This is a genomic window from Kitasatospora herbaricolor (assembly GCF_030813695.1).
GTDB classification, from domain to species: Bacteria; Actinomycetota; Actinomycetes; order Streptomycetales; family Streptomycetaceae; genus Kitasatospora; species Kitasatospora herbaricolor.
Window position 1 is genome coordinate 4,852,286 of record NZ_JAUSVA010000002.1, and the last position, 14,581, is coordinate 4,866,866.

General features: G+C 75.0%; 13 protein-coding genes. 8 read left to right on the forward strand and 5 right to left on the reverse strand.

What is annotated here, in order from left to right; all coding sequences use genetic code 11:
• Nucleotides 1–60: 60 nt before the first annotated feature.
• From pstC to J2S46_RS21625, 6 genes are all read left to right on the forward strand, one after another.
• Nucleotides 61–1,074 carry a phosphate ABC transporter permease subunit PstC gene (gene pstC / locus J2S46_RS21600; protein ID WP_191288422.1) on the forward strand — a complete coding sequence of 338 codons (1,014 nt, stop codon included), beginning with the start codon at nt 61–63 and terminating at the stop codon, nt 1,072–1,074.
• A gap of 79 nt (nt 1,075–1,153) precedes the next feature.
• The gene (gene pstA / locus J2S46_RS21605; RefSeq protein ID WP_191288421.1) at nt 1,154–2,422 is read left to right on the forward strand and encodes a phosphate ABC transporter permease PstA; all 1,269 of its coding nucleotides are present in this window, start codon (nt 1,154–1,156) and stop codon (nt 2,420–2,422) included.
• Between the two features lie 38 nt (nt 2,423–2,460).
• Entirely contained in the window at nt 2,461–4,260 is a 1,800-nt protein-coding gene (locus tag J2S46_RS21610) for a substrate-binding domain-containing protein (RefSeq protein ID WP_191288420.1), read from the forward strand.
• 40 nt (nt 4,261–4,300) lie between these two features.
• A complete protein-coding gene (locus J2S46_RS21615; protein ID WP_229912190.1) occupies nt 4,301–5,248 on the forward strand; it encodes a sortase in 948 nt (315 codons plus the stop codon).
• Between the two features lie 35 nt (nt 5,249–5,283).
• The gene (locus J2S46_RS21620; protein ID WP_191288419.1) at nt 5,284–6,195 is read left to right on the forward strand and encodes a phosphate ABC transporter ATP-binding protein; all 912 of its coding nucleotides are present in this window, start codon (nt 5,284–5,286) and stop codon (nt 6,193–6,195) included.
• A 186-nt stretch (nt 6,196–6,381) separates the two neighbouring features.
• Nucleotides 6,382–7,824: a cytochrome P450 gene (locus J2S46_RS21625; protein WP_229912186.1), complete on the forward strand. Its 1,443-nt coding sequence runs from the start codon at nt 6,382–6,384 to the stop codon at nt 7,822–7,824.
• 17 nt (nt 7,825–7,841) lie between these two features.
• On the opposite strand, the gene J2S46_RS21630 is transcribed toward J2S46_RS21625, so the two are convergent.
• A complete protein-coding gene (locus J2S46_RS21630; RefSeq protein ID WP_191288418.1) occupies nt 7,842–8,696 on the reverse strand; it encodes an HAD family hydrolase in 855 nt (284 codons plus the stop codon).
• An 854-nt stretch (nt 8,697–9,550) separates the two neighbouring features.
• Here J2S46_RS21630 and J2S46_RS21635 point away from each other — a divergent pair.
• The gene (locus tag J2S46_RS21635) at nt 9,551–11,299 is read left to right on the forward strand and encodes an LCP family protein (RefSeq protein WP_191288417.1); all 1,749 of its coding nucleotides are present in this window, start codon (nt 9,551–9,553) and stop codon (nt 11,297–11,299) included.
• A 19-nt stretch (nt 11,300–11,318) separates the two neighbouring features.
• Here the strand turns inward: J2S46_RS21635 and J2S46_RS21640 are convergent, their stop codons facing one another.
• The gene (locus J2S46_RS21640; protein ID WP_191288416.1) at nt 11,319–11,786 is read right to left on the reverse strand and encodes a GNAT family N-acetyltransferase; all 468 of its coding nucleotides are present in this window, start codon (nt 11,784–11,786) and stop codon (nt 11,319–11,321) included.
• A 258-nt stretch (nt 11,787–12,044) separates the two neighbouring features.
• Between J2S46_RS21640 and J2S46_RS21645 the strand changes: the two genes are divergently transcribed.
• On the forward strand, nt 12,045–12,440 hold the full coding sequence (locus J2S46_RS21645; protein WP_229912185.1) for a hypothetical protein: 396 nt from the start codon (nt 12,045–12,047) through the stop codon (nt 12,438–12,440).
• A gap of 38 nt (nt 12,441–12,478) precedes the next feature.
• On the opposite strand, the gene J2S46_RS21650 is transcribed toward J2S46_RS21645, so the two are convergent.
• From J2S46_RS21650 to J2S46_RS21660, 3 genes are all read right to left on the reverse strand, one after another.
• On the reverse strand, nt 12,479–12,832 hold the full coding sequence (locus J2S46_RS21650; protein ID WP_191288415.1) for a VOC family protein: 354 nt from the start codon (nt 12,830–12,832) through the stop codon (nt 12,479–12,481).
• Between the two features lie 63 nt (nt 12,833–12,895).
• Nucleotides 12,896–13,786 (reverse strand): helix-turn-helix transcriptional regulator, encoded by an 891-nt coding sequence (locus tag J2S46_RS21655; protein ID WP_191288414.1) that lies wholly within the window; start codon nt 13,784–13,786, stop codon nt 12,896–12,898.
• A 101-nt stretch (nt 13,787–13,887) separates the two neighbouring features.
• Nucleotides 13,888–14,370, reverse strand: coding sequence for a GNAT family N-acetyltransferase (locus J2S46_RS21660; protein WP_191288413.1), 483 nt, complete (start codon nt 14,368–14,370; stop codon nt 13,888–13,890).
• Between the last annotated feature and the right edge of the window lie 211 nt (nt 14,371–14,581).

The window sequence follows — 14,581 nt, forward strand, 5'->3', positions numbered from 1 at the left end:
CCCGAGTCCTGAACCGAGTCCCGGGCCCAGCCCCGTACCGAGCGCGCCGGAGAGCAGACCATGACAGCCGCCATCGAGCCCGCGGCACCCCTCGCCCGGGCCACGTCCGACCCCGACGTCCCCCGCACGATCAGCGCTCCCGCGACGCCCGGTGACCGGCTGTTCCGCGGCGTGCTGCGGGCGGCCGGCCTCTCGGTCTTCGTGATCATGGGGCTGATCGCGTTCTTCCTCCTGCTGCGCGGCTCGGACGCGCTCCGGGCGGTCGGCTGGTCGTTCCTGACCGAGCAGAAGTGGCGCACCCAGGCGCACTCCTTCGGCATCGCGGCGGTGCTGCCCAACGGCCTGCTGATCGCGGTGATCGCGCTGGTCATCGCGGTGCCGGTGGCGCTGACCACCGCCGTCTTCATCTCGGAGTACGCCCCCGTCCGGCTGCGGGCGACGCTGATCTCGCTGGTCGACCTGATGGCGGCGATCCCCAGCATCGTCTACGGCCTGTGGGGCCTGTTCTTCCTGCAGCCCCGGATCATCGGCTTCGTCCGCTGGACGGCGATGCACCTGGGGGACACGATCCCGTTCCTCGAGGTGCGCACCGGCGACATCGGCACCTCGTACACCTCCTCCACCTTCATCGCGGGGGTGGTGGTGTCGCTGATGATCATCCCGATCGTGACCTCGCTCAGCCGGGAGGTGTTCTCCCAGGCGCCGCAGGGCGAGCGGGAGGGCGCGTACGCGCTGGGCAGCACCCGGTGGGGGATGGTGCGCACGGTGGTGCTGCCGTTCGGCCGGGGCGGCGTGATCGGCGCGGTGATGCTCGGCTTCGGCCGGGCGATGGGCGAGACCATCGCGGTCGCGCTGATCATCTCGCCGAACTTCCAGGCGATCACCCATGTGCTGGAGAACGGCGCCAACTCGATCTCGGCGCTGATCGCCCTGCGCTTCGGGGAGTCGGACGCGCTGTCGCTGTCCGCGCTGATGGCGGCCGGTCTGGTGCTGTTCGCCCTCACCCTGCTGGTCAACCTGGCGGCTGGTGTCGTCATCAACCGGTCCCGCTCCGGCGCGACCACGGCGGACTGACCGTGCCCGGCCGCCCGGCCCCGCAGGCTCCGGCCGACCGCGCCCCACTGCCGCCCCGCCGCTTCGAAGGGACCACCGGATGACCACCCTCGACCTTCCCCCCGCGCCGGCTCCGTCCACGGCCGCCCCCGGGCCGGCCGGCCCGACCGGGGCGCCGTCCGCCGCCGGGCCCGAACGCCGGGTTCGGCTGGGCGGGGTCACCCGCGAGGACGTGCTGACCCTGCTGGGCGCCGTCGGCGGCTCGCTCGCGCTCGACTGGCTGCTGTACGAGCGGGTGCTGCCGTTCAGCGGAGCGCTCGGGTTCCTGCTCTGCTGGTACCTGCTCTTCCTGGCGGGGTACTTCGCGCTCGGGCGGCTCCAGTGGGAGGCGCAGCTGGTGCGCGAGCGGCTGGTCGCGGTGGTGACCTGGAGTTCGGGCCTGCTGGTGGTCGGGCTGATCGCCGACCAGGTCGGCTACGTCCTGCTGAAGGGCCTGCACGCGGCCCGCCACCTGAACTTCTTCACCGAGTCGATGGAGACGACCGCGGCGCTCTCCCCCATCACCTCCGGCGGCGCCCTCAACGCGGTGGTCGGATCGCTCGAACAGCTGGGCCTGGCCACGCTGTTCGCCGTCCCGCTGGGGATCGCCGCGGCCGTCTTCATGTCCGAGGTCGGCGGCCGGACGGCCCGGCCGGTGCGGACCCTGGTCGAGGCGATGACGGCGCTGCCGTCGATCGTCGCCGGCCTGTTCATCCTCGGCATCGTGATCGTCACGATGGGTGCGGAGAAGAGCGGGTTCGCGGCCTCGCTGGCGCTCACCGTGATGATGATGCCGATCGTCACCCGGGCCGCCGAGGTGGTCATCCGGCTGGTGCCCGGCACCCTGCGGGAGGCCTCGTACGCGCTCGGCGGCAGCCAGTGGCGGACGGTCTGGAACGTCGTCCTGCCGACCGCCCGGCCCGGCCTGGTGACGGCGGTGGTGCTGGGGATGGCGCGCGGTGTCGGCGAGACCTCGCCGGTGCTGCTGACCTCGGGGTTCACCTCGCAGTTCAACGGCAACCCGTTCGCCGAGCACCAGGTGTCGCTGCCGCTCTACATCTGGAACTACGTGAAGCAGCCCTACCCCGAGATGGTCTCGCGGGCCTTCGCCGCCGCGCTCACGCTGATGATCGTGGTGCTGGTCCTGTTCGTGACGGCCCGGGTCGTCGGCGGCCGCGCCCCGGGGCAGCTGACCCGCCGCCAGCGGCGGCGGATCGACCGGGCCATCCGGCCCGCCGGGCCCGCCCAGGCCACCCGCCCCGCCCGGCACGCCCGCCCCGCGACGGCCGCCCGGTCCGCCGGACCCGCCCGACCCGTCCGGGAGTCCTGATGTCCCTGCCCCGCACCCCGCGCTCCGGAGGAGTCCCCATGTCCTGGGAGGCCGCAAGCCGCCCCGTGCCGCGACCGCCGGCCCTGCTGCTGTCCCTGCTGCTGGTCGCCCTGACCCTGCTGCTGGGGCGTAGCACGCCCGCGTACGCCGCCACCTCGCTCAACGCGGACGGCTCCAGCTGGGCGGGCCCGGCGATCGACCAGTGGCGCCAGGACGTCGCGCCGCAGGGCATCCAGATCAACTTCAACGCGGTCGGCTCGGCCGCCGGCCGGACCCAGTGGACCATCGGCCAGGACGACTTCACCGCCTCGGACGTCCCGTTCCGCACCCAGGCCGACACCGGTCTGGGCTCCGCCGCGCACAGCAACGGCGCCGGCAACAGCGAGCCGCAGGTGTACGGGTACTCCTACGTGCCGATCACGGCCGGCGGCACCACGTTCATGTACAACCTGGTGGTGGCCGGCAAGCAGGTGCGTGACCTGCGGCTGTCCCCGCAGACGGTGGTGGACATCTTCACCAACAAGATCACCTCCTGGGACGACCCCCGGATCACCGCGGACTACGGCCGCGCGCTGCCCAAGCTGCCGATCACCCCGATCGTCCGCTCCGACGGCTCCGGCGCCACCGCCCAGTTCACCCGCTGGATGTCGCACACCCACAAGGACCAGTGGGAGGCGTACTGCACCCGGATCAACGGCTACAGCTGCGGCGACTACACCGAGTTCTTCCCGCCCTCGGGCCGGATGGTCGCGCAGAACGGCTCCGACGTGGTGGCCGGGTACATCAAGTCGCAGGCCGGGCTCGGCACCATCGGCTACGACGAGTACGCCTTCGCCAAGCGCAGCAACTGGCCGGTGGTGAAGGTGCTCAACGCGGCCGGGTACTACTCGCTGCCGACCGCCTCCAACGTGGCGATCGCGCTGACCGCCGCCAAGATCCGCGGCGTCGACGACAACACTCCGCCGGACGACCCCAACTTCCTGCAGCAGAACCTCGACGGCGTCTACACCATGAACGACCCGCGCTCGTACCCGATCTCCAGCTACAGCTACCTGATCGTGCCGCGCGCGGGGGCCAGCCTGCCGGTGCCGCCGCGCTTCAACAACGACAAGGGCAGCGCGCTGAGCCGGTTCATCGCGTACGTGCTCTGCGAGGGCCAGGGCGAGGCGGACGGCCTCGGCTACTCGCCGATCCCGCGCGGCCTGGTGAAGGGCGGGATGCTGCAGGTCCAGCACATCCCGGGGAACGCCAGCCCGGTGGACCCGAACTCGCTGAGCAACTGCGCCAACCCGACCTTCAACTCGGCCGGGCAGCTCACCGTCCTCACCAACGCACCGCAGCCCAGCCCCTGCGACAAGGCCGGCACCCCGATCGACTGCACCGTCCAGGGCGGCCAGGCCGTGCCCAAGGGCGGCAGCGGCGGCGCGGCGGGCGGCACCGGCGGTACGTCGACCGGCCCCGGTGCCCGGGCGGGCGGTTCGTCCGGCGGCTCCACCGGCGGCGCGGGGGCCGGTGCCGGTACCGGTGGCACGGCGGGCGGCGCCGGGGGCGGTGACCCGGCGGCCGGCGCCGGGGGCGGCGCGGCCGATCCGGGCGCGAACGGCGAGGCGGCCGCCGAGCAGGTGGTGGACCCGCAGACCGGCCAGGTGGTCGCCGCCGGACGCGGCGGCCAGGCCGGCGAGATCCCGGCCACCGTGGTCGCGGTCGACGGGCGGCCCGAGGACTGGCTGCTCACCACGCTGACGGCGCTGGAGCTGCTGGCGGTGGTCGCCGTGCCGCCGCTGCTGGGCGGCTACCTGCTCCGGCGGCGCCGGCAGACCCCGGGCGGTCCGGCATGACGGCCCGCCGCACCGCCGGAACCACGCAGAGGAGGAGACGGTGAGCGCACCCACGATCGACCCGGCGTCCGTCACCGTGCCGGCCCCCGCCGGGCCCGGGGCGGCCGCGCCGGCGGCGAGGCTGTCCAAGGCCTCCGCGCCGGCCCCCGCGGCCGCGCCGGCGGCCGGCCGGTCCACCGCCCGGCGGCGGTTCCTTCAGGCGGCCTGGGCGGCCAGCCTGGCGGCCGCCCTGCTGACCGGCTTCGTCGGCTACCTCTTCACCCTGTCCCACCTGCAGGAGCGGCACTCCCAGTCGACCTCCTACAAGACCTTCCGGGACCAGCTCGCCAAGGCCGTCGCCCCGACCGGCGCGGCCGCCGACGGCGCGCCCGTGGCGCTGATCGACATCCCCGCCATCGGCCTGCACCGGGCCGTGGTGGTCGAGGGCACCACCGGCCGGGACCTGATGCGCGGTCCGGGCCACCGGCGGGACACCGCGCTGCCCGGCCAGCAGGGCGTGAGCGTGCTGTTCGGACGCGGGGCGAGCTTCGGCGCGCCCTTCGCCAGGCTGTCCGAGCTGCGGGTCGGCGACAAGATCACCGCCACCACCGGTCAGGGCAGGTTCACGTACACCGTGAACGTCTACGGGGACGCCGACCAGCCGATCACCGACCCGGCGCGGAACCGGCTGGTGCTGGTCACCGGCGACTCCGGCTGGATCCCGTCCGGGACGGTGCTGATCGGCGCCCGGCTCGACGACGAGGCCCGGCCGAACCCCGGCGGCCGGCCCGCCACCATCGCCCACGACAAGGCCCTCGCGGCCGACAAGGGCGCGCTCGCCGCACTGCAGCTCTGGACGCTCGGGCTGCTGGGGGCCGTGCTGGCCGCCACCGCCGCGGCCCGCTGGTGGCGCCGCTCGGCCGCCTACCTGAGCCTCGCGCCGGTGCTCGGCGCGCTGCTCTGGAGCGTGTACGAGAACGCCGCCGCCCTGCTGCCCAATCTCTACTGACGCGCGCCTGCCGCGCGCTCCGGAGGACCGCACCGATGACCGACGCACCGAACCTGACCGCCGACCTGCCGACGACCCGGCCCGCCGACCCGCCGCCGCCCGGCGCCGGCGAGACCACCCTGACCCTGCCGCCCGTCCCGTCCGGGGCCTTCGCCGACGCGCCCCCCGAGGGCCTGGCCGGCCTGGAAACCCGGGACGTGTCGGCCTGGTTCGGCTCCCACAAGGTGCTGGAGCGGGTCTCGCTCGGCATGGCCGCCGGTGAGGTGACGGCGCTGATCGGCCCGTCCGGCTGCGGTAAGTCGACCTACCTGCGGATCCTCAACCGGATGCACGAGATGGTCCGCGGCGCGGCGCTGGCCGGCGAGGTGCTGCTGGACGGCGACGACGTCTACCGGCCGGGCCGCCGGCCGGCGGAGGTGCGGCGGCGGATCGGCATGGTGTTCCAACGCCCCAATCCCTTCCCGGCGATGTCGATCCAGGACAACGTGGCGAGCGGGCTGAAGCTGGCCGGGATCAAGGTCGGCAAGGAGGAGCGCGAGCACCTGGTGGAGTCCAGCCTGCGCCGGGCCGGACTCTGGGACGAGGTGGCCACCCGGCTGCACACGCCGGGCGGTTCGCTCTCCGGCGGCCAGCAGCAACGCCTGTGCATCGCCCGCTCGTTGGCGGTCTCGCCGGACATCCTGCTGATGGACGAGCCCTGTTCGGCGCTCGACCCGACCTCCACCCGCCGGGTCGAGGAAACCATCGCGGAGCTGCGCGGCCGGCTCACCATCGTGATCGTCACCCACAACATGCAGCAGGCGCAGCGGGTTTCGCAGTCCTGCGCGTTCTTCCTGGCGACCCACGACACCCCGGGCCGGATCGTCGAGGCGGGCCCGACCGAGCAGCTCTTCGGCAACCCGCGCGACCAGCGCACCGCCGACTACGTCAACGGTCGCTTCGGGTAGCCGGGGCGCCGGCCAAGCCGCCACGGCGCCGGCCGGCCCGCTGTGACGGCCGGATCCGGTGTGACCACTGGGCCGAAGGGGGGAACCGTACGGGCGGCGCCGCCCGCCCGCCGGGGCGCGCCGTTACCGGCCCGAACAGGTGTCGTTGGGCCGGTAGGACCAGTTCGCCGATGAGAGGACCGGACGATGCCCACCCCCGCCACTGCCGCCACCACCGCCGTACCCCCCGCCAGGGAGGCGGCCCCGGCCGGGCTCGGTGAGCATGCGGGCAAGCATCCCGGCGAGCCGGACCTGATGGATCCGGAGCTGCTCGCGGACCCGTTCGGCGGGTACGGGAGGCTGCGCGAGCAGGGCCCGATCGTCCGGGGCCGCCGGCCGGACGGCGCCCCGGTCTGGCTGGTCACCCGGCACGACGACGTCCGGGAGCTGCTGCGCGACCAGAGGTTCGTCACCTCCCCCGCCTCGGTGCCCGGCCGGCCGGCGGGGAGCAGCGGGTGCGCCGGGGCGCCGGAGCGGACCCCGGCGGAGCCCGGCCGCCCGCGGCTGCCGGGATCGCTGCCGGACACCGACCCGCCGGCCCGCACCAGGTTGCGCCGGCCCGCCGCGCGGGCCTTCTCCGCCCACCGGCTGCAGGCCCTGCGCCCCCGGGTGGAGCGGATCGCCGACCAGCTGCTGGACGCCCTGCCCGGGTACGCCGTCGACGGCGCGGTCGACCTGGTCGAGCACTACGCGTACCCGCTGTCCATCGGCGTGCTCGGCGCGCTGGTGGGGCTGCCCGAGGCCGACCGCGGGCTGTGGCGCGGGTGGAGCGCCGAGCACGCCGCCGGGCGCGCGGACGCCGCCACCGAGGCCCTGGCCGGCCGCCTCCGGGAGCTGGCCGCCCGGCGTCGGGCGGAGCCCGCCGACGACCTGGTCGGCGCCCTCCTGCGCCCCGACGAGGCCGCCGTGCGCGGGGCTGTGGGCGGGCCGTGCGGCGGGGTCGGCGGCGCGGTGGTCGACGGGCCGTGCGGCGGGGTCGGCGGCGCGGTGGTCGACGGGCCGTGCGGCGGGGTGTCGGGCGACGGGCGGATCACCGACGAGGAGGTGGCCGGCCTGGTGCTGGCGCTCGTCGCGGCCGGCCATGCCCCCACCGCCGACCTGATCGGCAACGGCGCGGCGGCGCTGCTCACCCACCCCGGGGAGCGGGCCCGGCTCGACGCCGACCCGGCGCTCTGGCCGCGCGCCGTCGAGGAGCTGGTGCGCTGGTGCGGCCCGGTGCAGCTGACCGGGCCGCGCTGGGCCACCGAGGACCTGACCTTCCGGGACACCCGGATCCGGCGCGGCGAGGCGGTGCAGCTCGTCCTGGTGGCGGCGAACTTCGACCCCCGCCGCCACCCCCACCCGGAGCGGCTGGACCTGACCCGCGAGCCGGCCGGCCCGGGCGAGCAGCAGGTCGGCTTCGGCCACGGCATCCACTCCTGCCCGGGCGCCGGGCTGGCCCGCCAGGAGGCCGAGGTGGCCCTGGCCGCACTGCTGCGGCGCCACCCCGGGCTGACCCTGGCGGTGGCGCCCGAGCAGTTGGAGCGCGTCCCGCTGCCGGAGGGCTGGCGGCTGCGGCGACTGCCGGTGCGCCTGGAGCGGGCGGGCTGAGCCCGGGCCGTCCGGGGTCAGGCCGGCGCGTCCCCGGTGCTGCCCAGCAGGGTCTCCAGCACGGTCGCCACGCCGTCCTGCTCGTTGCTCACGGTGTGCGTGGCGACGGCGGCGAGCACCTCGGGGTGGGCGTTGGCGACGGCGTACGCGCGGCCGGCCCAGGCCAGCATCTCCAGGTCGTTCGGCATGTCGCCGAAGGCCACCACCTCGCTGCTGTCGATGTCGTGCCCGGCGCACCAGTGGGCCAGGGTGCTGGCCTTGGTGACGCCCGGCGCGCTGATCTCCAGCAGCGGGATCGGGCTGGACCGGGTGATCTCGGCGAGGTGCCCGGCGGCCTTGCGGGCCTCGCCCAGCAGCTTGTCCGGGTCGAGGTCGGGGTGCTTGGCGAGCAGCTTGAAGAGGTCCCGGACCTCGCCGCCCGGGCTGAGCAGCTCCTCGGCCGGGCCGACCGGGTGGCTCTCGTCGGAGCCCCACATCCGCACCTCGTAGCCGGGCTCGCGGGCGAAGCCGCCCGGGTACTCGAAGGCGAAGGCGGTGCCGGGCAGCTTGGCGCGCAGCGCCGTGATCACCGCGAGCGCGTTCTCGGCGGTCAGCGGGAAGGTCTCCAGCAGCTCGCCGCGCCGGACGTCGACGATCGCGCCGCCGTTGGAGCAGATCGCCACGCCGTGACCGCCGACGTGCGAGCTGACCTGCTGCATCCAGCGCGGCGGGCGCCCGGTGACGAAGACCACCTGGATCCCGGCCGCCTCGGCGGCGGCCAGGGCGGCGGCGGTGCGCGCGGAGACGGTGCCGCCGGCGCAGAGCAGGGTGCCGTCCAGGTCGGTGGCGATCAGGCGGGTGCGGGGCTTCGGCCGGCCCGGGGTGGTGGTCACCGATCCATCTTCGCTCACCGGTCGGGAGAGGTCACCGATCCGGTCGTCCCCGGCCGGCTCCGGGCCGGGGCGATCGACCGCCGACCCTCCCGCCGGCGGCGGTCGCCCGGGCCGCCCCGGAGGCCTCCGGGGCCCCTGAGGCCCCCGCCGTCCCTGACCTCCCGCCCGGGCCCGCCGGCGCCGCCGTCACGGTCGTCCCGCACGGCCTCACCACCGCCGACCACCGGCCGGCCCTCGGTGGCCGCGACCGGGCCGCCCCGGAGGCCTCCGGGGCCCCTGAGGCCCCCGCCGTCCCTGACCTCCCGCCCGGGCCCGCCGGCGCCGCCGTCACGGTCGTCCCGCACGGCCTCACCACCGCCGACCACCGGCCGGCCCTCGGTGGCCGCGACCGGGCCGCCCCGGCCCCGCTGATCGAGGAGTGGCTCGCCCGGGGCGCCGCCGACGGCCGGATCGTCGCGGGCGCCACCCAGGGCCTGCCCGCCACGCTGCGCAACCCCGCCGCCCTGCTGGCCTACCGGCTCAAGGGCAAGCTGCAGCCCGAACCCCGGCCGGTCCCGCCCGGTCGCCCGCCCTCGCGGAGCATCCCGAGTGCCAGGGCCGTGACCGGCCGCCGGTCACCTCCGGACCCGCTCCGGACGGGCCTCTGCGGGGACTGCCGGCAGATCCGTGGCGACCCGCTCCTGCCGCCCGGGCACCGGGCTCCCGCGGCCCCCGTCGTCATGTGAGCACCCTTCTGCGGGCCAACTGTTGACGTTCGGTAACCTACCTGTGTGTAACATCCGACCATCTTTCGAGCGTCTGTATGGATACGGTGCTCAGGTCCGTACCGGATTCCGTCGGTGAAAGGTGCGCTTGTGTCGGGGCAGTGGAACGAAGGCCCGTACGGGGGTGGCGGCGAGCAGTCCGACGCCGCGCCGGGCCGTGCCGCGCGCACGGGCGCCGCGACCCGACCCGAGGAAGGCGTACCCGCCCCCAGACCGGGCGGCCGCGCGGAGGCCCGCAAGGCCGCGCAGGGACGCGGTGGCCGGGGCGCGACCCCGCCGGCCGACGGCCGTGGCGCGGCCGCCGCCGGCCGTGGCCGCAAGCCGCAGCGGAACCGGAAGAAGTTCGTCGCCTGGACGGCGGCCAGCGCGATGGTGCTGCTCGTCGCGGGCGGCGGCGCGCTCTACCTGCTGTTCAACGGCAACATCAAGAGCTTCGACCCGGACGCCATCTCCACCGACCGCCCGCCCGAGGCGCAGGCCGACGCCAACGGCAACAAGCCCGTCAACGTCCTGCTGCTCGGCTCCGACAGCCGCAGCGGCAGCAACAGCGACCTCGGCGGCGGCGACTCCGAGGGCGCCCGCTCGGACACCACGATCCTGTTGCACGTCTACGCCGACCACAAGCACGCCGTGGGGATATCCATACCGCGCAACGCCCTGGTCACCCTGCCCTCCTGCAAGCTGCCCAGCGGCAAGTGGACCAAGGAGAAGACCGGCGCCCTGTTCAACGAGGCCTTCGCACTGGGCGGTACCAGCGAGGGCAACCCGGCCTGCGCCCAGAACACCGTCGAGAAGCTGACCGGCATCCGGGTCGACCACACCATCGTGGTCGACTTCCAGGGCTTCTCCACGATGACCAAGGCCGTCGACGGCGTCGACGTCTGCCTCCCCGAGGCCATCTACGAGGGGGACATCAACCCCAACCTCGGCAAGAAGGGCAAGGTCGTCCTGCCGATGGGCAAGCAGAAGGTCGACGGCCAGCTCGCGCTGGACTACGTCCGGCTGCGGCACGGCATCGGCGACGGCTCCGACATCGGCCGGATGAAGCGCCAGCAGGCCTTCATGGGTTCGCTCATCTCCAAGGTGAAGAAGCAGGGCCTCAGCCCCACCACCCTGCTCCCGCTGGCCAACGCCGCCACCAAGTCGATGACCGTCGACCCCGGCCTCGACAGCGTGGACAAGCTGCTCTCCTTCGGCCTGTCGATGAAGAACATCGACATGCACGACCTGAAGTTCCTCACCCCCCGCTGGCAGTACCACGGCGAGAACATCGACCTCGTGCACCCGAACGTCGACAACCTCTGGGCCACCCTCAAGGCCGACCGCACCATCGACGGCCAGGACGCCACCGGCCAGGCCGAGGCACCCGCCGCGAGCCCGGCGGCACCGGCCGCACCGGTCAGCGCCCCGGCCGCGCCGCCCGCCGCCCCCGACACCAACGGCACGGGCATCAAGGTCGCCGTCTACAACGGCACCACCGCCAACGGACTGGCCGGCAAGGCGGGCGAGACGCTCAAGGCAGCGAAGTTCACCGTCACCAAGACCACCGGCGCCCCCTCCACCAGCCACGCCACCACCCTGGTCGAGTACGGCACCGGCCAGAAGGCCAACGCCGAGAAGGTGGCCGCGCTCTTCCCCGGCGCCACCCTCACCCCGAGCAGCGCGGCCGGCATCAGCCTGGTGCTCGGCAAGGACTACGCCGACGCCAACGGCGGTGGCACGGGCGCCTCCCCCGGCACCCCGGCGCCGCCGCCCACCCTGGCGCCCGCCGACACCGCCGACGCCCGCTCCGCCGACGACGACATCTGCGCCAACACCACCTACGGGACGGGCGGCTGAGGCACCGTCCGGCGGGCCGTCAGCCGACGGCCCGCCGGTAGAGCTGCCGCGAGCCGCCCTCCGGCCCCGCCGGGGCCGGCTCCCCGGGCGTGAACCCGAGGCCCTCGTAGAACACCCGGGCCCCGCCGGCCCCGGCGCCCGGATGGTCGGCGCCGAAGGTCACCACCTCGACCGTCCCGCCGCGGGCCGCGAACCGGCCCAGGGCCTCCGCCATCAGCGCCCGCCCGATCCCCAGCCCGCGCGCCTCCTCGGAGACCACCAGCCAGTGCACGTGGTGCAGCGGCGGCTCCGACCCGAACAGCAGCCCGCCGAGCAGTCGGTCACCCGCCGGGGCGTCGACCACCAGCGCGGCACCCCGGCCGATGTGGTCCTCGACGGCCCGCCGGAACCCGGGGTCCTCCACCATCGGCCCGAACCACTGCTCGACCTGCCCGGCCAGCTCCAGGAAGCCGGCACGATCCATGCTCCGGGCGACTCTGACGATCATCCGGCCAGTCTGGCAGAGCACGCCCCCGCGCCCCCGGCGGCGCGGCCCGCCCCCAGCCGGCCGGGACCGTGCCGAACTCCCCGGCCCCGACACCCGCGACGTGGGCCGCGAAGTTCACCGGCGACCGGGTCCACAACCGCGTCCACCGATCGGAGACTGTCACGTCAAAACCGCCCCGATCGCAGGCGCCCACAGTAACCATAGGAGTACAAAGAGTGAGGAGCGCGCGAGCGCCCACGCACCTACGGAGACGTGATCATGACGAGTCCTCAGTCCGGCCACCACGACGCCGTCCCGGCGGTGGTCAGCGACCGGAGCATGCCGTTCTGCCGGTGTCCGGCCAACTGCGGTGGGCTGCCCGAGGCGCATCTCACCTTGGAGAGCCCGTACCCTGCGGTGGCTCCAGGGGTGCACGGCACGCCGCCGCCGGAGCCGTACCAGCCTTCCAGCCGGGGCGAGTTGGTGGTCGACGTGCTGAGCGGCCGGACCGGCGTCTTCATGGGCCGGATGGGACGCGCGGTGTACCTGCGGCCCGAGAGCGGCGGGGTGGAATGGGAGGCCGATCCGCACTGGCTGGACCGGCCGCCGATCCCCAGGATCACCGTGCGGTCGACGGACTCCCGCCCCGGACCGGATGTCGCGCAGGCGCCGTGACCGGCACCGGCGGCAGCGCGGAGGAAGGTGGGGGCCGGTCAGGCGGCCTGCCACAGTTCGATCCGGTTGCCGCCCGGGTCGGTGACCCAGCCGAACCGGCCGACCCCCTCCATGTCCTGGGTCTCCTCGGCCACGTCCGCCCCCTTGGCGCGCAACTGCGCGAGCATCGCGTCGAGGTCGCGGACCCGGAAGTTGAGCATCGTCTGCTGGCTGCGGGAGCCGAAGTACTCCGTCCCGGACTCGAAGGTCGCGAACACCGTCGGCCCGGCCTCCTGGCGCCAGATGCCGTGCTCGTCCGCGTCCAGGCCCAGGCAGTCGCGGTACCAGGCGGCCAGGGCCGCCGGGTCCTCGGCCCGCAGGAAGTATCCGCCGATCCCCAGCACACGTTCCATGCCGCCATCCTGCCAGGGCGGCGGGCGTCCGCGCGGCACCCCGGCCCGATCACGGGCAAGTCGTCAGCGCGGGCGGGCCGCCGGAGCCGCGGCGGGGGCGGGCGCGCGTTCGGGCGCCGTCCAGGAGAGCAGCAGCCGCAGGGCGTCGGCGGACGGGCTGCCGGGCTCGGGCGCGTACGTGATCAGCGCCTGGGACGGGTCGTCGGCGGCCCGCAGCGTCTCGTAGGTCAGCTCCAGGCGGCCGACCACGGGGTGCTGGAAGCCCTTCGTCCCCGAGGTCTTGTCCTGCACCGGATGTTCGGCCCACCAGGTGCGGAACTCCTGGCTCCTCATGGCGAGTTCGCCGATCAGGGCGGCCAGTTCGGGGTCGTCGGGGCGGCGCCCGGCCTCCATGCCCAGGTAGGCGACGTTGCCCCGGGCGCAGGCCTCCCAGTCGGCGTAGAGGGTGCGGGAGCCGGGGCGCAGGAAGGTCATCCGGGCGATGTTGCGCTCGGCCGGCGCCATCGCGTCGAAGTCGCCGAGCAGGGCGCTCGCCGCCCGGTTCCAGGCCAGCACCTCCATCCGCCGGCCCATCACCAGGGACGGCAGCCCCTCCAGGGAGGCCAGCAGGGTCCGCAGCATCGGCCGGACCTGCTGCGGGCGCGCCGCGCCCGGCCGGGCCGTCGCGCGGCCCGCCGGCGGGCGGGCGATCCGGTGCAGGTGCCTGGTCTCCTCCGGGTCGAGCCGCAGCGCCCGGGCCAGCGCGTCCAGGACGGCCGGCGAGGCGTTCCGGACCCGGCCCTGTTCCATCCGCGTGTAGTAGTCGACGCTGACGTCGGCGAGTTCGGCGATCTCCTCGCGGCGCAGGCCGGCCACCCGGCGGGGCCGCCCGCCGTCGGGGAGGCCGACGTCCCGGGGGTGCAGCCGGGCGCGGCGGGAGCGGAGGAAGTCCCGCAGGGCGGTCGCAGTGCTCATGCGCCGATTCTCGCCCGCCCGCCGCCGGGGAGCCTGGCCCTGACAGGACCAGGCGGCACCGTGCCCGGCCGGGCCACCCGGGCCACCCGGGGCGCGGCCGGTCAGCCCGCCTCGGGCGTCCCCAGGTCCAGCTCCCCGACGATCTCGCCCTCGACGGTCTCCCCGGTCGGCCGGAACCCGAGCCGGCGGTAGAACGGCTCGGGCCCGTTGTCGGCCACGTGCCAGGAGGTCGTCAGGGTGCGCCGCCCGCGCCGCCGCAGCTCCGCCGCCACCTGCTCCACGGCGAACCGGCCCACCCCCCGGCCCTGTTGCCCGGCGGCCACGTTGAGCCGCCACAGGCCGTCCCTGGTCACCCCGGGCGGATCGGCGTCGAAGGGCACGTCGAAGAAGGCCATCAGGAAGCCGACGATCTCCTCCCCGTCCGTCACCAGCCGGGGCCAGGCCTGCTCCCCGAAGGCGTAGGCCAGCGCGAGCGACTGCGCGACCGGTTGCACCAGCCGCTGCTGGTCGGGGCGGACGGACAGCCGGCAGGCGTCCTCCACGTTCTCGGTGGTGATCTCGACGAGGCGAAGTGCTGAGCTCATCGCGGCACCCTAGCCGCCGGGGCGCCGGGTGGCCCGCGAGTTTCCCGGCCGCCGGTGACAGGCGGTGACTTTGGTGACGTCCGGTCACTACGGTGACGACCAGTGACGGGCCCGCCCGGGTGGGGGTGCTGGCGTCCGGCACCGCCGCAGGCGGCGGGCCGACGGGGGTTGTAACGGGCCCGTCGTGGCGAGACGATGGTGGGAGCCTTTC

Coding starts and splice junctions, on each gene's coding strand:
- pstC (WP_191288422.1), top strand. CDS start 61: ATGACAGCCGCCATCGAGCCCGCGGCACCCCTCGCCCGGGCCACGTCC.
- pstA (WP_191288421.1), top strand. CDS start 1,154: ATGACCACCCTCGACCTTCCCCCCGCGCCGGCTCCGTCCACGGCCGCC.
- J2S46_RS21610 (WP_191288420.1), top strand. CDS start 2,461: ATGTCCTGGGAGGCCGCAAGCCGCCCCGTGCCGCGACCGCCGGCCCTG.
- J2S46_RS21620 (WP_191288419.1), top strand. CDS start 5,284: ATGACCGACGCACCGAACCTGACCGCCGACCTGCCGACGACCCGGCCC.
- J2S46_RS21625 (WP_229912186.1), top strand. CDS start 6,382: ATGCCCACCCCCGCCACTGCCGCCACCACCGCCGTACCCCCCGCCAGG.
- J2S46_RS21640 (WP_191288416.1), bottom strand. CDS start 11,786: ATGATCGTCAGAGTCGCCCGGAGCATGGATCGTGCCGGCTTCCTGGAG.
- J2S46_RS21645 (WP_229912185.1), top strand. CDS start 12,045: ATGACGAGTCCTCAGTCCGGCCACCACGACGCCGTCCCGGCGGTGGTC.
- J2S46_RS21650 (WP_191288415.1), bottom strand. CDS start 12,832: ATGGAACGTGTGCTGGGGATCGGCGGATACTTCCTGCGGGCCGAGGAC.
- J2S46_RS21655 (WP_191288414.1), bottom strand. CDS start 13,786: ATGAGCACTGCGACCGCCCTGCGGGACTTCCTCCGCTCCCGCCGCGCC.
- J2S46_RS21660 (WP_191288413.1), bottom strand. CDS start 14,370: ATGAGCTCAGCACTTCGCCTCGTCGAGATCACCACCGAGAACGTGGAG.